This is a genomic window from Bacillus cereus group sp. MYBKT14-1, from assembly GCF_051915185.1.
Taxonomy (GTDB): Bacteria; Bacillota; Bacilli; order Bacillales; family Bacillaceae_G; genus Bacillus_A; species Bacillus_A cereus.
In genome coordinates this window covers 441991-457792 of the sequence record NZ_JBQAEF010000003.1, presented here as the reverse complement: position 1 = coordinate 457792, position 15802 = coordinate 441991, and the positions used below count along the sequence as shown (strand labels likewise).

Here is a 15802-nt window from a genome sequence, read left to right as displayed (position 1 = left end):
ACCCCTATCTTAAAAAAGATAAGGGCGGGGCTGTATAAACAGTCGCGGTACCACCTTATTTCGCCAATTACTCACATAATTAGCCTTAACAAGTACGGAGCTATATGCTCTTATACTGTGGTTTTGATAACGAGTACCAACTCTCGTCGCCGCCTACTATTATCATTTGATAAGTTCAGGACGAAGCTCAAAGGCCATTGTTCAAATGAATATTCTTGCTTCTTCTCAGCTACCGAAGCTCTCTGGAAAGAATGTGTTCATCCTACTTTTCCTTTTCAACGCTTTTACGTATAACAAGTATTGTACGACTTAATCACAGAAAAATCAAACTTTTATCCAGAACGAAAAGGAAATCCCATCCTCCCGCCGAATACCTATACGTTCACAAAAGGAGTGATAACATTGAACCAAAAACAACTAAGCACTATAAATGAAAAAAGCTGGAATACAGCTGCTTATGAAGCTTGGACGAATCGCCATGGGGCGCCAGAGGATTATGCAAAAAAAATTATGGAAGATCCCACACGCGAAGTAGCACATTATTTACCTTACATACAATCTCCAAAAGGAAAACGTATTATTAACTTACTCGGCTCAAAAGGAAATAAAGCTGTCGCACTTGCCCTTTTAGGCTCTGACGTAACAGTTGTTGATATTTCAGCAAGTAATGCAAAATATGCAAATGAACTTGCGGACGCAGCAGGTGTCTCTATCCAGTATGTCGTTTCTGATGTATTAAATGTGCAGCTCTCCGAATCATTTGATATCGTATTGCTGGAACTTGGTGTACTCCATTACTTTCTAGATTTAAAACCACTCTTTCAAAAAATTGCTACTTTACTTAAGCGAGATGGAATGCTTATACTTCGTGACTATCATCCTGTTTACACAAAATTATTAGGAGTCGACCACCCATCATTTAAGGCCAATGGAAATTATTTCGATGAAAAATTAATTGAAGATGATGTTGCTTATAGCATCCTTCTTACAGAAGCACAGAAAGAATCGCTACCTAAAACAACCATCCGTCGCTGGACGCTAGGAGAAATCATTACAACACTTGCGGAAGAACGTTTTAAAATCGAAAAACTAGTTGAAGAACATGGATCTCATCAAAGATGGGTCTTTCCTTCTACTGCACCAGAAGGAATCGAAGAACGTATCCCTGGTCTATATACAATAATTGCGACAGCATGCAAAAAAGGATCCCTTCACGGATAGGATCCTTTTTGCATGCTCACGCATATAAGTTGAGGTTGGAGATTACCATAATTCTGTAGAATAGGACACAAGATATTTCAACATTTCGTCTCTGACTTACGTCGTCAAAAAGGGGTATGACCAACATAACGAAGAGTAATGTTTTTAGTTGATACTGATAATCGTTATCAACTAATTAGAAGTATACATGATGTCATTTCAAATTTCAATAGCATTTCTAATATTTATTTATGAATTTTATGATATGCAAATGTATACATTTTAAGAACTTTTTCTAATACTAATCTGACTCCTTCCATTATCTGCTATAATTTTCATTGAACAGATTAATAACTTCATAATAATGTTTTTATTAATTTTGTTTTAAATATCTATAAATCATAATAAACAGTTTAAATGAGGGTAGGGGTAACGATGAAATATGTTAGTATTCGAAAAAAACTACTGTTCACACTCTTAAGCATTTCTTCTTTATTTAGCATTGCTCTTATTGTTATTCTTTCATTCGCCATGAATCAAGCAAGTGAAATCGAAACGTTAAAAAATGATGTATCAAAAAGAGCGACGATTTTAAAAGAACGTGGCGATTGGTTCCAAGGACAAGTTGCTGGTTTACAAGAATATTTGCTATCACATGATCAAAAAGGATTAGATAAGTTCAACCGAGAAGGGAAAAAATTAGCTGATACTAGAGAGAAAGTAACAAGTGACAAAAAGCTCCCAGAAGGAATGAAAGAAGCCATTTTAATGGGAGGAAAATGGCGTAGCGTCATAGATAATGAGGTACTCCCTCTTGCGCGTGAAGGAAAATGGGACGAAGCATCCAAAATTGCTTTATCACAAACAGATTATGTAAATGATCTTTTAGGTCGTTTTAATAAATATACAAATGAAGAAAATGAGAAACGTGACGCATTAATTGCTGATGTCGAGTCTTCTTCATCACTTATTCAATATATTATTTTCTTCTCACTCATTACATGTACATTAACGTCTATTTTATTAGCATGGTGGTTCTCTGGTAAACTCGTTAAACCAATTCGACAAATTGATGAGAAGTTAAAAGAATTAGCTTCTCAAGATGGAGATTTAACGGCTAGATTACACGTAACGAGTAAAGATGAAATTGGTGACATTGCAAATTCCTTTAATCAAATGCTCACTAACTTACAGCATATAATAAAACAAGTTCAACAAACATCAACAAGTGTAAAAGAAGCTTCCGAAAATGTATTTATTGAAACAACCGCTTCTATGGAAAATACCGCAAGGACCCAAGAAACTATGAATGCTCTTGAACACAATATTCGTTCACAAGTTTCTAGCATTGAAGAAAGTTCAACCGCAATGGATGACATGGCAACGAGTGTTCAGCGTATCGCTGAGTCCGCCTCTTCTGTTACTAGTTTAGCTGTCACAACTTCAGAAAAAGCAGATAATGGGAATAAAGTCATTGAGAAATCTATTACACAAATGCATACAATTAACGAAGCCGTTAACGCTACATCACAAGTAGTTGAGCGACTCATTACACATACAAATCATATAGATACTGCACTTCAATCTATTTCAAATATCGCCGACCAAACAAATTTACTTGCTTTAAATGCTTCTATTGAAGCAGCTCGTGCTGGTGAACACGGCAAAGGATTCGCTGTTGTCGCCGATGAAGTTCGAAAACTTGCTGAACAATCTCAACTAGCCGCAACTGACATTAACCATTTACTTCATCAAATTCAAGCTGATACAAAAATAGCAAATGATATGATGACACAAGGTCAAGCAGAAGCTTCTGAAGGAATTACGGTTATTCGTACCGCCGGATCTTCATTCTCAGAAATTGTTAACCACATTAACAAAGTCTCTACACAAATGCAAGAAATGTCTGCAACTGCTGAAGAGATGGCTGCAAGCTCTGAAGAAATGAACGCAGCTTTAAATAATATCGCTTCTATTTCAAACGAAGTTGCTGCAGAAACATCACAAACAGCGCATTCGGCTGGTGATCAAGTAAACAAAATGAGTATCGTGGCTAAAAAATCATCTAAAATGAAAACAATCGTACAAGAACTTGAAGTTCTCGTCTCTCATTTCAAAACAAACGCTTAAAGTGAAAATGACACGAGCTCAAAGGTATAGGAATGAAAGTTTTACAGTCTCTCTTTTTTCACTTTAAAATATCTCTTTCTATCTCTCATTCCGTCTGCTATAATTCCTAAAGGAAATAAGAAAGCTTTATTCCAACTGGAGTAAAGCTTTCTTTCAATTTTTTACATTTATTAATTCTAATACTAAGATTTCACAAAGGAGGCTTTTAATTATATGAATTTTGTAAGTATCAGAAAAAAACTTATGTTCATGATGGGAACGATTTGCGCTTTATTTGGTGTCGCCTTAGCATTTATTTTATTTTTTGCTATCGACCAATCTCGTAAAGCTGAAACATTACAAAAAGAAATTTCTCCACTGGCAACAGAATTGAAAGAGCGTGGAGACGCTTATCAAGTACAGCTCTCTGCTTTAAGAGGTTATTTACTACAACATGATCAAGTCGAATTAGACAAGTTTAATGAGATGAGTAAACGTCTTGAGGATTCAAAAGATAAACTTCTTTCTAATCCAAATCTTTCTTCGTCCGTAAAAAGCACAATGGAATTAGGGTCTACTTGGAGAAAGTTCATTGAAGAAAAAGTATTCACTCTTGCAAAAGACCAAAAATGGGAAGAAGCTTTACAAGTAGCTTCTTCAGAAAACGGAACGGTCTATAAAGTAATTGGTGACTTCACAAATTACAGTAATGAACAAGCTAAATTACGTGAACAATCTATTGAAAAAATTGATCAATCTGCACTCTTAATCGAATATGTTATTTTCTTATCACTTGTTGTATGTATTATCGTTGCAATTATTCTTGCATGGTGGTTCTCTGGTAAACTGGTGAAACCAATTCAACAAATTGACACGAAACTAAAAGAATTGGCCTCTCAAGAAGGTGACTTAACGGCACGTCTACAAGTAAATAGCAACGATGAAATAGGTGCTATCGCAACATCATTTAATAAAATGTTAGAAAACCTACAACATATTATTAATCGTGTTCAAAAAACATCAGTGGAAGTACAAACCGCTTCTGAAAATATGCTAGAAAAAACGAATACATCACGTGAGGCGACATTAAGAGTCCAAAGCTCGATGTCCAACTTAAATGCAAGTATTCAATCACAAACTTCTAGTATGGAAGAAAGTTCAACTGCAATGGATGATATGGCAGTAAGTGTTCAGCGCATTGCCGAATCTGCTTCATCTGTAGCGGAACTTGCTGTTGCCACATCTGAACATGCTAGCGATGGAAGTACCGTTATCCAAAAATCTGTTTCACAAATGACAACAATACACGAAGCTGTAAATGCTACGTCAGAAGTGGTTGAACGTCTAATCACTCATACGAAATATATTGATACTGCTGTACAATCTATTTCTAATATTGCTGAGCAAACAAACTTACTTGCTTTAAATGCTTCTATTGAGGCAGCTCGTGCTGGTGAGCAAGGAAAAGGATTTGCTGTCGTAGCTGACGAAGTTCGAAAGCTTGCTGAACAATCTAAAACAGCTGCAACAGACATTAATCAATTACTACATCAAATTCAAAATGATACAGAAACTGCTAGCTCTATGATGTCTCAAGGCCGTTCTGAAGCATTTGAAGGTATCAATGTTATTCGTGAAGCTGGTACTTCTTTCACAACAATTGTAGAACAAGTAAATAAAGTATCTACTCAAATGCAAGATATATCAGCAACTGCTGAAGAAATGGCTGCAAGTGCTGAAGAAATGAACGCTTCACTTAATAACATCGCTTCTATCTCTACTGAAGTATCGAGCGAAACTGCCGCAACGGCACAATCTGCTGAACAGAAAGTTATTGTTATGAATGAAATGGCAGTAACTGCTGGAAAAATGAAACAAACAGTTGAAGAGTTAGATCAACTCGTATCTCATTTTAAAACAGAATAGATGTTCAAAAAATATCCCTTCTTTGAAAGAGGGATATTTTTTTGAGCTCATTTCCTGCACATTATGCTCATTTCCGTTATAATGAGAATCGATATCATTAAAGTGTAGGAGGGGCTGCTTATGTCACAAGAAGCATTTGAAAATAAATTACTTGCCAATTTAGAGGCTGTTATTGACCCTGAACTAGGTGTTGATATCGTTAATCTTGGATTAGTTTATGATGTTACAGCAGATGAAAATAATAATGCTGTCATTACGATGACTATGACTTCTATCGGTTGTCCAATGGCTGGGCAAATCGTATCAGACGTTAAAAAAGTATTATCAACAAACGTACCTGAAGTTAATGAAATAGAAGTAAATGTCGTTTGGAATCCACCGTGGTCGAAAGAACGTATGTCACGTATGGCGAAAATCGCATTAGGTATTCGCGACTAAATAAAGTGGAAATTTCATCATTTGCGGATAGCGGGATAAAGAAAAGACCTGACTAGGATGTCAGGTCTTTTCTCTTATTATTTTACACCTACTGCATCATAAGCTTTCGTTACAGCTTGTACAGCTTTAGAGTTTTTACCATATAAATCTTCAGCTGACTGAAGAGCAGCTTGACGCATCATTTTGAAGTCAGAGTTTGCAGTTAAATATTTCGTAAGAGCACGGTAGTAAATTTTTTCTGTCGCTTCACGGCCCACACCAGTTACTTTCACGCCGTAATGATCTCCGCCTTCAGACACTAAATATGCAGCTTTATTGTTAATACTGCTGTTAATATGAACACCGCCATTATCAGCTGTTCCAGTATAACGTTTACTATAGTGATCTGGGTAACCCTCACTTGGTTTTAATGGATTTGGAATAGACGCTGGGTCTTTAAGAGAGCGAAGTGCATCACCAGGTTTATCAGGTGTATAAATATCAGCACCTAAATCCCAGCTCTTCTTCTCAACCATAACACCCATAATATCAGATAACGATTCATTTAACGCCCCTGACTCATTTTTGTAAACAAGGTTTGCTGTATGTTCAGTTACAGCATGCGTTAATTCGTGACCGATAACATCAAGTCCAGCAGATAATGGAATGAACGTTTTTCCATCGCCATCACCGTACATCATTTGCACACCATTCCAAGCTGCGTTATTCCAGCTCTCCCCTACGTGAACAGTTGAAATAAGCTTCGCACCTTTATCATCGAAAGAGTTACGATTAAATGTCTTTTTGTAGTAATCATATACTTTTCCTGCATTTACATGCGCATCAACTGCAGCTTTATCTTCGAAGAACTTAGATTTACTTTCAACTTCTTCTCCTGTATATCCAAGCCATTGTGAGAATAAATTAAACCAGTTCTCGTCCATATTTTCTGCATCAAATGTATGAACACCTTGTCCTCGTTTACCATCAAACAAGTTGAATTGTCCTGTTTTCGTATCTTGAGCAATTTCAAATGATTGTCTAGCACCTAATACTCCGTAACCAAATCCAGTAATGTTATCTACAGCGTTATATTTCTCAATAACATTTCCATTCGTTGCATCAACAAAATAATGCCAATACCCTGGAGCTGGTTTTGAAATCGATGCCTTAACTAAGTATGCAAGGTAGTAATTACCGTCTTTTTCATATACAAATAAATCTTTTTTCACACCATCATAACTCTTTACTTTACCAATTTCTTTCTCAATATCTGCCTTTGCAATTGTTTCTGCTTGTTCCGCAGTAATGCTTGCAGCTGCAGGAATATTTTTATCATCTAAATTCGGAATAACTTGTCCGAAGAATGCTTTTACATTATTCTCTTTATCAAGTGTAACAGTTTGATCAGAACCGTACACAGGGATGTTATTATGTTTCTCAACTAGCTTCACATGTGTCGTATCAGATTCAGCGTCTTTTTCTTCTCCAACGATATTAAAATGCTTTTCAATATTTCCTGCTAATTTAAACATATCTTTCTTACTCTCTAAGTATTGAAAGACCGTCTCTTTTTTATCTAATCCTTCCGGTGCTTTCCACTCTTCACCTATGTATGCAGGTGTTTTAAATTCTTGATGATATTGAATTTTTTGTTCTTCCGCTTTCGTTGTCGTTGCCCCAAACGCTCCAAATCCCCCGGCCATAACAGTTAACGCTAATGCTGATGAAATGACTTGCTTTTTCACTATAACATTCCCCATTCCCATAAAGATTTTTGACACTTTTATACAATTCTGATTTTTACAGCTCATACCTCTACCGAAAATTTGAGAAACATTTTTTAGACAATTCCAATCAAAAAAAGAGGACATCCTATCGGATGTCCTCTTCTTTTACGCATTTTATTGTTTTTTCAATTCAATTACTAAATGGTGTGATTGCTCTTTCGCTTGAATGTGAATATCTTCTTCTACAGATTCTGCTGCATCCCGCATAACAAACGTTTCACCATTTATTACACTGCTTCCTTCAATTTGTACAAGGTACAATTGACGGCCTTCTTTCACTGGAAAATGAATTTCTTTTCCAGCCTCTAATGATAAAGAATATAAATTCGCATCTTGGTGAATTTGAATTGGTGCATTTCCTTCTACTGAAGATACCATATGGAACCATTCATTTTCACGCTTGCTCCAATCAAATTTAAACTCACCATAGTTTGGTTTATGATCTGCGCGGTCTGGTAAAATCCAAATTTGTAATAAACGCAGCGTTTCATCGCCTAAATTATGCTCGCTATGAAATACACCCGTGCCAGCACTCATATATTGAACATGTCCACGCTCAATTGTTCCGCGATTTCCCATGCTGTCTTCATGTGTTAAAGCACCATCTACAACGTAAGAAATAATCTCCATATCACGGTGCGGATGCATATCAAAACCAGTTTGCGCCGCTACTAGATCATCATTAATAACACGTAACGCTCCGAAGTTCATGTTATTTGGATTATAGTAATTGGCAAAAGAAAAATGAAAATGTGTATTTAACCAACCATGATTTGCTCTGCCCATATTTTTATGATCAACTTTTCTAAACATATCCTTCACCTCATACTATCTCGAATTCGAGATTTATTTTAAAATTTTTTCTTACTGTAACTTTTTTAGTAGTGTTAATAATTGCTTTTGTTCCTCTATGTTTAAATTATGAAACTTCTCTGCTTGGAACGTTTCTTGAGGTGGGACGATTTCCTCATATAAAGCTCTTCCCTTTTCTGTTAAAGAAATATATTTCGTAGTACCCTCTTGTTCACGCAAAATCCACTCAAGCTGCTCCATTTTATTTAAAAGCTGCGTTACATTTCCTTTCGTAACAAATAGCTTATTTCCAAGTTCTTGCTGCGTTAAACGATTATGTCCTCCAACTTGAGCTAACACATCAAACTGGGCGGCAGATATATTCCATTTTTTCAAATGCTGATTCGTCTCACGAATACTCTTATTATAAAAGCGTGACAAACGAAACCATAATAGTAGCCCTAGTCTATCTTCTGTTTTCATTTCATCACCTCGCTTGTTTCATATCATTAGTTTAGAACTAAACTTAATAAAAGTCAAATACTTATTTTTAATAAGTACAAAAAGCACAGCGCTATTTCTCCACTATGCTTTACATTAACTTTCTACTCTTATATTCATCTAATTTCCTCTCCGCGAACTTCCTCGCATCTTTTTCAATCCACCGCTCTTCGTACCGTTCACTTCCCACATACAATATATCTCTCTCATGCTGCATCGCATGGCGGAATTCATGCAGTAGCGTTTTGAGAACTTGATCATACTCTTCCCACATACAAACGAAAATTAACTGCTTTTCTTTATGATAAAAACCACCTACTGGGAATAGGAACTCTTCTTCCTCTTCCCCTAATGATAGAAGCACATCATTTGCATCACACGTATCACAAAAAATAACGGGCGTTTTACATACTCCAATAAGAGAAAACAAATCCTCTCTCAACTTTTTGACATCCCAAGGAAGCTCCGAATCCAACACATACCAATTCTCTACCTGTTGATATACATTTTGAAACTGGAGTTCCATTTCTATTTATTCCCCTTTCCAAGCACCCTTTTTCTATATGTATGCCACAATATGGTAAATATTAAACGTATTCTTTCATCCTTGAAAAAATACCAATAAAAAAGGAATCTATGTCGACATAGCTCCCTTTTTCATAAATATCTTGTACTTTGCTTTAAAAAAATTCAGCTCTTCTTCATATCCCACTTAAAGATTTTATTTAAGAATTTATATACATTCTTCGACTCTTTTGTCAAAAGTGGGCCTAAAATGGATAGTATAAGCACGTATAGTGCTGAGAATGGTTTCAGTACTGACATTAAACCACCGGCGATACCGATATTAGCCATAATGATGGAGAACTCTCCTCTTGAAACGATTGTTAATCCGATATTTGTTGATGCTTTATGAGATAATCCAGCTTGTCTTCCTGCAATCATTCCTGCTACAAAGTTACCGATTATCGTAAGAAGGACAGCACCTAACGTTAACCATATCGCTCCGCCTAATGAGAACGGATCAATACTTAACCCGAAGCTGAAGAAGAAAATAGCTCCGAAAAAGTCTCTAAATGGAACAACAAGATGTTCAATTCGGTCACTATGCTCTGTCTCAGAGAAAACTAATCCTAGAAGAAGTGCTCCAATTGCTTCTGCAACGTGAATTGTTTCTGAAAAACCAGCAATGAAGAATAATGAAGCAAATACTACAATAATAAAGATTTCATCTGAGCTAATATTGAGCAATTTATTTAATAACGGCGTAGCCTTTCTAGCTACTATAAAGAATAGAAGCATATATCCTAAAGCAATTCCAATTGAAGTAAGAGCACCTAAGAAGGAAGCGTGATCTCCAAGTACTAAACCAGAAACAACTGATAAATATACAGCAAGGAATATATCTTCAAACATAATAATTCCTAAAATTAATTCGGTTTCATTATTACCAGTTCTTCTTAAGTCCACTAACACTTTAGCAACGATAGCGCTAGAAGAAATCGTAATAATACCCGCAATAATTAAGATTTCTAGTAATGGGAATCCCATTATAAATCCGTATAACAAACCAAGTGAAAAGTTAATTAAAATATAAATCGTTCCGCCAATCGCAATAGAGCGTCCAGATTTAATTAGTTTTTTCATTGAAAATTCTAATCCTAGATAGAATAGAAGGAATAAAACCCCAATCCGTCCAAGGAAGGAAATTACACTTGCACTTTCAATAAATTTGAGATCGATAACACCTATTGTCGGTGCATGCGGTCCTACTAACATTCCAAGAACGATTAGAAAAGGAATTACTGAGAATTTAAATTTTCCAGCAATTACTGCTGCAATTGCCACTAAAACTAAAGCTGTACCAACTTCAAAAATTAACGTATCCATCTAATCAGTCCCCCCTATTTGAAAGTAATTCATTAATGATTTTTTTAATTTCTTCTCTCTCACCTGAAACTACAAGCATATCTCCTTCTTCAATTATTGTTTCTGGTCCTGGATTAAATAGCTTCTTCATGTTCTTCTTCATAACCGCGATTATTGTTACACTATATGTTTTTCTTATTTCAAGATCGCCAATTGTTTTTCCGATTGCTGGAGCTGTATTCTCCACTTTGAACCACTCAATCGCTAAACCTTCAAAAACCATCTCAACATTTTCTAACGCCCTAGGCTTATATACCATTCCACCTAATATTGCAGCGATTTGTCTCGCCTCTGAGTCACGTAGCGAAATACTTGAGATGCTTTCTTCATGATCTGAATCAAAATGATACATTTCTCTACGACCATCATCATGAATGACAATTACCATCTTTTCGTTACCTTTCGTAACGATTTGAAACTTATAACCAATACCTGGAAGTTCACTTTCTCTAATATTCATTTTTAGCTCCTCCATAACTTATTTATTTTAATTTTCTGTTTTTCTGTCTTTTATTCATCCAATCAACTTTAGAAATTCTAACCACTCAGGATATTTGTGATTTGGAAATCTTTTATTGTAATAATAAGTGGACCCTAAAAAGATACTTAAAGATGTAATGATAAAAAATATATTACTTCTCATTTTCAAACTCTCAAGGCTTACTTTCCATAAAGAATTTTCTTTCAAATTATCCCCACCTTCTCGCTTTAAATTTAGTTTTTTAAAATGTAAATAATTCTAAAAATATTACGATGTAACATAATCATAACACAAAAATGATTTAAGTAACATAATTTTTTAGAAAAATTGATTCTCGTATATTTTTTGCATATAATTTTCTTATTACGAAAAAAAGGAAGTGTATTATATGGTTGATATCTTTAGCAGATTCCTTGAGGTAACGAATAATATTTTATGGTCATATATTCTTATTGCAATGCTAATCGGCTTCGGTCTTTACTTCTCTTTTAAATTAAAATTTGTCCAAATTACTCATTTCAGTGAGATGGTCAGCTTAATTAGTAAAGGGTTTAATCGAAAAGAAAAAAAGAAAGATAGCATCTCACCATTCCAAGCATTTTGCTTAAGTGCAGCAGCACGTATCGGTATCGGAAACTTAGCTGGTGTAGCATTAGCAATTTCAATGGGTGGACCTGGCGCAATATTTTGGATGTGGTTTATCGCAATTATCGGAGCAGCTACTAGTTTTGTAGAATGTACACTTGCGCAAATTTATAAAGTAAAAGATGGAAGTAGGTTCCGTGGTGGACCAGCATATTACATGGAAAAAGGGTTAAACAAACGCTGGATGGGCGTCTGGTTTTCACTTCTTATTACAGTTGCGTACGGATTAATTTTCAATTCAGTGCAAGCAAATACAGTAACAATAGCGTTTGAAAATGCTTTTGGACTAGAGCGAACAATCGTAGGAGCTCTATTAGCCTTATTAGTTGCAGTTATTATTTTTGGTGGTATTAAGAGCATTTCACGTATTACAGAAATGATTGTTCCGCCAATGGCAATCGTTTATATCGGCGTGGCTATTTTTGTCGTTATTAACAACTTCAGTATGTTACCAAGCATTTTCATGGAAATCTTTAACGGTGCATTCGGTTTAGACCAAGCCATCGCTGGTGGTATTGGAGCAGCAATCAAGTTCGGAATTCAGCGCGGTTTATTCGCTACAGAAGCGGGAATGGGTAGCTCTCCTAATGCAGCAGCAACATCTGATGTATCTCACCCTGTAAAACAAGGGCTTGTTCAAGCGTTAGGCGTTTTCGTAGATACATTCTTAGTATGTACATCAACAGCATTTATCGTATTATGTTCTGGACTTTACAAAGGATCAAATTTAGAAGGTATCGAATTAACACAAAACGCATTAAGTTCACAAATTGGACCGTGGGCAAGCACTTTCTTAGCGATTATTATTTTCCTATTCGCTTTCAGTTCACTTCTAGGAAACTACTATTATGGTGAAACAAATATCGCATTCATTAAAGAAAGTAAAACATGGTTAATGATTTATCGTGTTGCAGTTGTCGGAATGGTATTCTTCGGATCAATCGCTGCTCTTAAAACAGTTTGGAGTTTAGCTGATTTATTCATGGGACTAATGGTATTCACAAACTTAATTGCCATCTCATTCCTTAGCAAATTTGCTTACGCTGCATTAGTAGACTATTTGAAGCAAAAGAAACAAGGAAAAGATCCTGTCTTCGTTGCAAACTCTATCCCTGACTTAAAGAATACAGAGTGCTGGGATGGGCAGGATGTAGAAGAAAAACAAAAGGCCGTTTAACAAATAAAAGCGGAAGTGGCTCGTTCAGAACAGGAGGGTGTTGGAACTCCTGATTACGAGGCGCTTTTTGCCTCGAATGAAGGAGTGAAACAACCGACTGTTCTAGCCGCTGGAGCTGGATATCATTTAAAGCGGAAGCGGCTCGTTCAGAATCGCAGGACACTTCAAGCTCTCGACCTTGAAGCGCTTTTTGCTTCGAGCGAGAGAGCGAAATGACCGACTGGTCTAGTCACCGGAGCTGGATATCACTAAAAGCACAAGCGGCTCGTTTAGAACAAGAGCCATATCTCAAACAAAGGCCCTATTACTTCACCGTAATAGGGCCTTTTATTTACAACAGTTCATAATTTGTTCAAATTAATTCCAGCAAAAGGGTTGATTTATAGAGATTACTATATTATAATGATTATAAATTAGTAATTGATATCACATAACAACTCAAAAGGAGATTGATCATAATGAACAAACAAGTAATCGAAGTATTAAACAAACAAGTAGCAGACTGGAGCGTTTTATTCACAAAACTTCACAACTTCCATTGGTACGTAAAAGGACCTCAATTCTTCACATTACACGAGAAATTCGAAGAACTTTACACAGAATCAGCTACTCACATCGATGAAATTGCAGAACGTATTTTAGCAATTGGCGGCAAACCAGTAGCAACAATGAAAGAATACTTAGAACTATCTTCTATTCAAGAAGCAGCATACGGAGAAACTGCAGAAGGGATGGTCGAAGCAATCATGAAAGACTACGAAATGATGCTAGTCGAACTGAAAAAAGGCATGGAAATCGCTCAAGACTCTGACGATGAAATGACATCTGACCTACTACTAGGCATCTACACAGAACTAGAAAAACACGCTTGGATGCTACGTGCGTTCTTGAATCAATAATAATTAAAAGCGGAAGCGGCTCGTTTAGAGTCGCTTTTTTATGTAATGGTCGCACTTAACGGTACACGAAATTATATCAACGATTTTTCAAATATATCGATCATAACTCGCAATATATCAACGATTTTTTCATTATATCGATCATTACCCGCAATATATCAACGATTTGACAAAGGATATCAATTTGTCGACAAATCACGACAATATCAGCGCCCCTCTCCCCTACTTTTATCAATATATTACAATCTCATCTATGTTAAAATATAGGAAACACCCTTTAGCTTTTCCAAATTCATCATTTACTACTTAAATGACGGGAGTGGTTCAGTTGAAAGACTACTTAATTAGAGCATTTTTTGCGTTAATAACAGTTGGGATTCTCTTACTTATAGCTAATATTTTCAATATACGTGTCGAGGTTAAGGACTATGCTTTCCTCGTTGTCGTAGCAATTGGTGGCGGCTGGGGTGGCTGGTACCTGTATAAAAAACAAAGCAATCAAAATGATAAAGGCATTCCAAAGTAATATGGAATGCCTCTTTTATTGCCTTCTGTAATAAATAATGAAATTCAGACCACTAATACAACCAATCGCAATAAACATACAAAACGATTGTGGATCTCCACCTAGATTATACTCATCAACGATAAATCCGGACATAAACAACGTTATCGCTGAAACACCGATACACAATACCGAGATAAACCAAAGCGAAAATTCATTAATCAACTCTTTCTTCTGTCTCAAAACAATTAGCATAACAAGAATAGACGCTGCTAAAATACTTTTAAAAACCGGACGTAAATATACGAACTCCTCCATCTATTTCTCCTTTCCCCAAAACATTACATCTAAACATTAACATATTTAACCAAATTAAAAACACATGCCATCTTAAATTAAAACGACATGTGTTTCCGTGTTTCCGTATTTGCTATGATAGTTGCTTCCACTTCGTTCCCAAAACAGGACGCTCATAATTTTGGATTGCATGAATTAGTTTATCTGCTGTCTCAGCTGAAACGATCAATTCTTTATTTGATGGATTCATAAATCCTTCTTCTGCTGCACGTTCAACCATTTGCAAAATTGGTCCGTAAAAATCTTTTATGTTTAATAAACCAACTGGCTTATTATGTATACCAATTTGCGACCAACATACAACTTCAAATAGTTCTTCAAACGTTCCGTATCCGCCTGGAAGCGCGATAAAAGCATCCGCAAGCTCTGCCATTTTCGCTTTACGTTCATGCATCGTCTCTACTTCAATTAATTCTGTTAATCCTGTATGCACAATTTCTCCTCGAAATAGACCGCGCGGCATAACACCTGTTACACGTCCACCTAAACGAAGAACTTCGTTTGCTACTTCTCCCATTAATCCAACGCATGAACCACCGTATACAAGCTCATACTCGTTCTCAACAAACATTTTACCTAACTGAATTGCCTGCTCTTTGAATTCTGGTCTCTCCCCTAAATTAGAACCTGCAAACACACAAATCTTTCTCATTCCTACACCCCGAAACTATATATTGTTATGATACAATTGACATTGTACAACATATTGAGGAGATGAGGAAGAAATGGATATCGTTGCATTTCAAAGATGGGTTGAGGAATTTTACGAAAAACGAAGCTGGTCACAGTATAATGCCTTTATTCGCTTAAATTTCTTAACCGAGGAAGTTGGGGAAGTTTCACGAGTCGTTCGTGCTATTGAAATTGGCCGCGATCGCCCTGATGAAGATGCGAAAACAGAAGAAGAGCTAAAACAAGAACTAAAAGAAGAACTTGGCGATGTACTATCTAACCTTATTATTCTTTCGCAAAAATATGATTTAGACTTACAAGACATTATGGACGCACACGTCGCAAAGCTTTCAAAAAGGTTCGAAGTATCTAAATGAGAATATTATCAATTATGGTATAATA

The 15802-nt window shown here is 36.0% G+C and carries 16 protein-coding genes and 1 other annotated feature; of the genes, 8 read left to right on the top strand and 8 right to left on the bottom strand.

Features of this window, described 5'->3' with window-relative positions; all coding sequences use genetic code 11:
• Window positions 1–17: 17 nt before the first annotated feature.
• Window positions 18–288 (bottom strand) — a binding site (T-box leader).
• Window positions 289–402: 114 nt separating this feature from the next.
• The 4 genes from ACTFO4_RS12200 (at window position 403) to ACTFO4_RS12185 (ending at window position 5673) form a co-directional block, all read left to right on the top strand.
• A complete protein-coding gene (locus ACTFO4_RS12200; protein ID WP_326235362.1) occupies window positions 403–1221 on the top strand; it encodes a class I SAM-dependent methyltransferase in 819 nt (272 codons plus the stop codon).
• A gap of 414 nt (window positions 1222–1635) precedes the next feature.
• Window positions 1636–3330, top strand: a complete 1695-nt coding sequence (locus ACTFO4_RS12195) for a methyl-accepting chemotaxis protein (RefSeq protein WP_224201265.1) — start codon at window positions 1636–1638, stop codon at window positions 3328–3330.
• A 213-nt stretch (window positions 3331–3543) separates the two neighbouring features.
• Window positions 3544–5235 carry a methyl-accepting chemotaxis protein gene (locus tag ACTFO4_RS12190; protein ID WP_001012207.1) on the top strand — a complete coding sequence of 564 codons (1692 nt, stop codon included), beginning with the start codon at window positions 3544–3546 and terminating at the stop codon, window positions 5233–5235.
• Window positions 5236–5355: 120 nt separating this feature from the next.
• Window positions 5356–5673: a metal-sulfur cluster assembly factor gene (locus ACTFO4_RS12185; RefSeq protein WP_000076422.1), complete on the top strand. Its 318-nt coding sequence runs from the start codon at window positions 5356–5358 to the stop codon at window positions 5671–5673.
• Window positions 5674–5750: 77 nt separating this feature from the next.
• Here ACTFO4_RS12185 and ACTFO4_RS12180 read toward each other — a convergent pair whose 3' ends face one another.
• From ACTFO4_RS12180 to ACTFO4_RS12155, 6 genes are all read right to left on the bottom strand, one after another.
• Window positions 5751–7400, bottom strand: coding sequence for a M4 family metallopeptidase (locus ACTFO4_RS12180; protein ID WP_224201264.1), 1650 nt, complete (start codon window positions 7398–7400; stop codon window positions 5751–5753).
• 156 nt (window positions 7401–7556) lie between these two features.
• Window positions 7557–8255 (bottom strand): pirin family protein, encoded by a 699-nt coding sequence (locus tag ACTFO4_RS12175; RefSeq protein WP_017674535.1) that lies wholly within the window; start codon window positions 8253–8255, stop codon window positions 7557–7559.
• A gap of 51 nt (window positions 8256–8306) precedes the next feature.
• Window positions 8307–8717 (bottom strand): MarR family winged helix-turn-helix transcriptional regulator, encoded by a 411-nt coding sequence (locus ACTFO4_RS12170; protein WP_000845467.1) that lies wholly within the window; start codon window positions 8715–8717, stop codon window positions 8307–8309.
• Between the two features lie 109 nt (window positions 8718–8826).
• Complete coding sequence (locus ACTFO4_RS12165) at window positions 8827–9261, bottom strand: DUF3920 family protein (RefSeq protein WP_224201263.1); 435 nt, start codon at window positions 9259–9261, stop codon at window positions 8827–8829.
• 164 nt (window positions 9262–9425) lie between these two features.
• On the bottom strand, window positions 9426–10625 hold the full coding sequence (locus tag ACTFO4_RS12160) for a cation:proton antiporter (RefSeq protein WP_000380222.1): 1200 nt from the start codon (window positions 10623–10625) through the stop codon (window positions 9426–9428).
• A 4-nt stretch (window positions 10626–10629) separates the two neighbouring features.
• Entirely contained in the window at window positions 10630–11124 is a 495-nt protein-coding gene (locus ACTFO4_RS12155) for a cation:proton antiporter regulatory subunit (protein ID WP_001026073.1), read from the bottom strand.
• A gap of 409 nt (window positions 11125–11533) precedes the next feature.
• Here ACTFO4_RS12155 and ACTFO4_RS12150 point away from each other — a divergent pair, with 409 nt between their 5' ends.
• From ACTFO4_RS12150 to ACTFO4_RS12140, 3 genes are all read left to right on the top strand, one after another.
• A complete protein-coding gene (locus tag ACTFO4_RS12150; protein WP_000227590.1) occupies window positions 11534–12967 on the top strand; it encodes an alanine/glycine:cation symporter family protein in 1434 nt (477 codons plus the stop codon).
• Between the two features lie 458 nt (window positions 12968–13425).
• A complete protein-coding gene (locus ACTFO4_RS12145) occupies window positions 13426–13866 on the top strand; it encodes a Dps family protein (protein ID WP_001041895.1) in 441 nt (146 codons plus the stop codon).
• A gap of 328 nt (window positions 13867–14194) precedes the next feature.
• Entirely contained in the window at window positions 14195–14392 is a 198-nt protein-coding gene (locus tag ACTFO4_RS12140) for a hypothetical protein (protein WP_000656312.1), read from the top strand.
• Between the two features lie 15 nt (window positions 14393–14407).
• Here ACTFO4_RS12140 and ACTFO4_RS12135 read toward each other — a convergent pair whose 3' ends face one another.
• Both ACTFO4_RS12135 and ACTFO4_RS12130 read right to left on the bottom strand, forming a co-directional pair.
• Entirely contained in the window at window positions 14408–14689 is a 282-nt protein-coding gene (locus tag ACTFO4_RS12135; protein ID WP_000390910.1) for a hypothetical protein, read from the bottom strand.
• A gap of 112 nt (window positions 14690–14801) precedes the next feature.
• Window positions 14802–15365, bottom strand: coding sequence for a TIGR00730 family Rossman fold protein (locus ACTFO4_RS12130; protein WP_002180113.1), 564 nt, complete (start codon window positions 15363–15365; stop codon window positions 14802–14804).
• Between the two features lie 88 nt (window positions 15366–15453).
• Here ACTFO4_RS12130 and ACTFO4_RS12125 point away from each other — a divergent pair, with 88 nt between their 5' ends.
• Window positions 15454–15777, top strand: a complete 324-nt coding sequence (locus ACTFO4_RS12125) for a MazG nucleotide pyrophosphohydrolase domain-containing protein (protein ID WP_000355744.1) — start codon at window positions 15454–15456, stop codon at window positions 15775–15777.
• The last annotated feature ends 25 nt before the right edge of the window (window positions 15778–15802 follow it).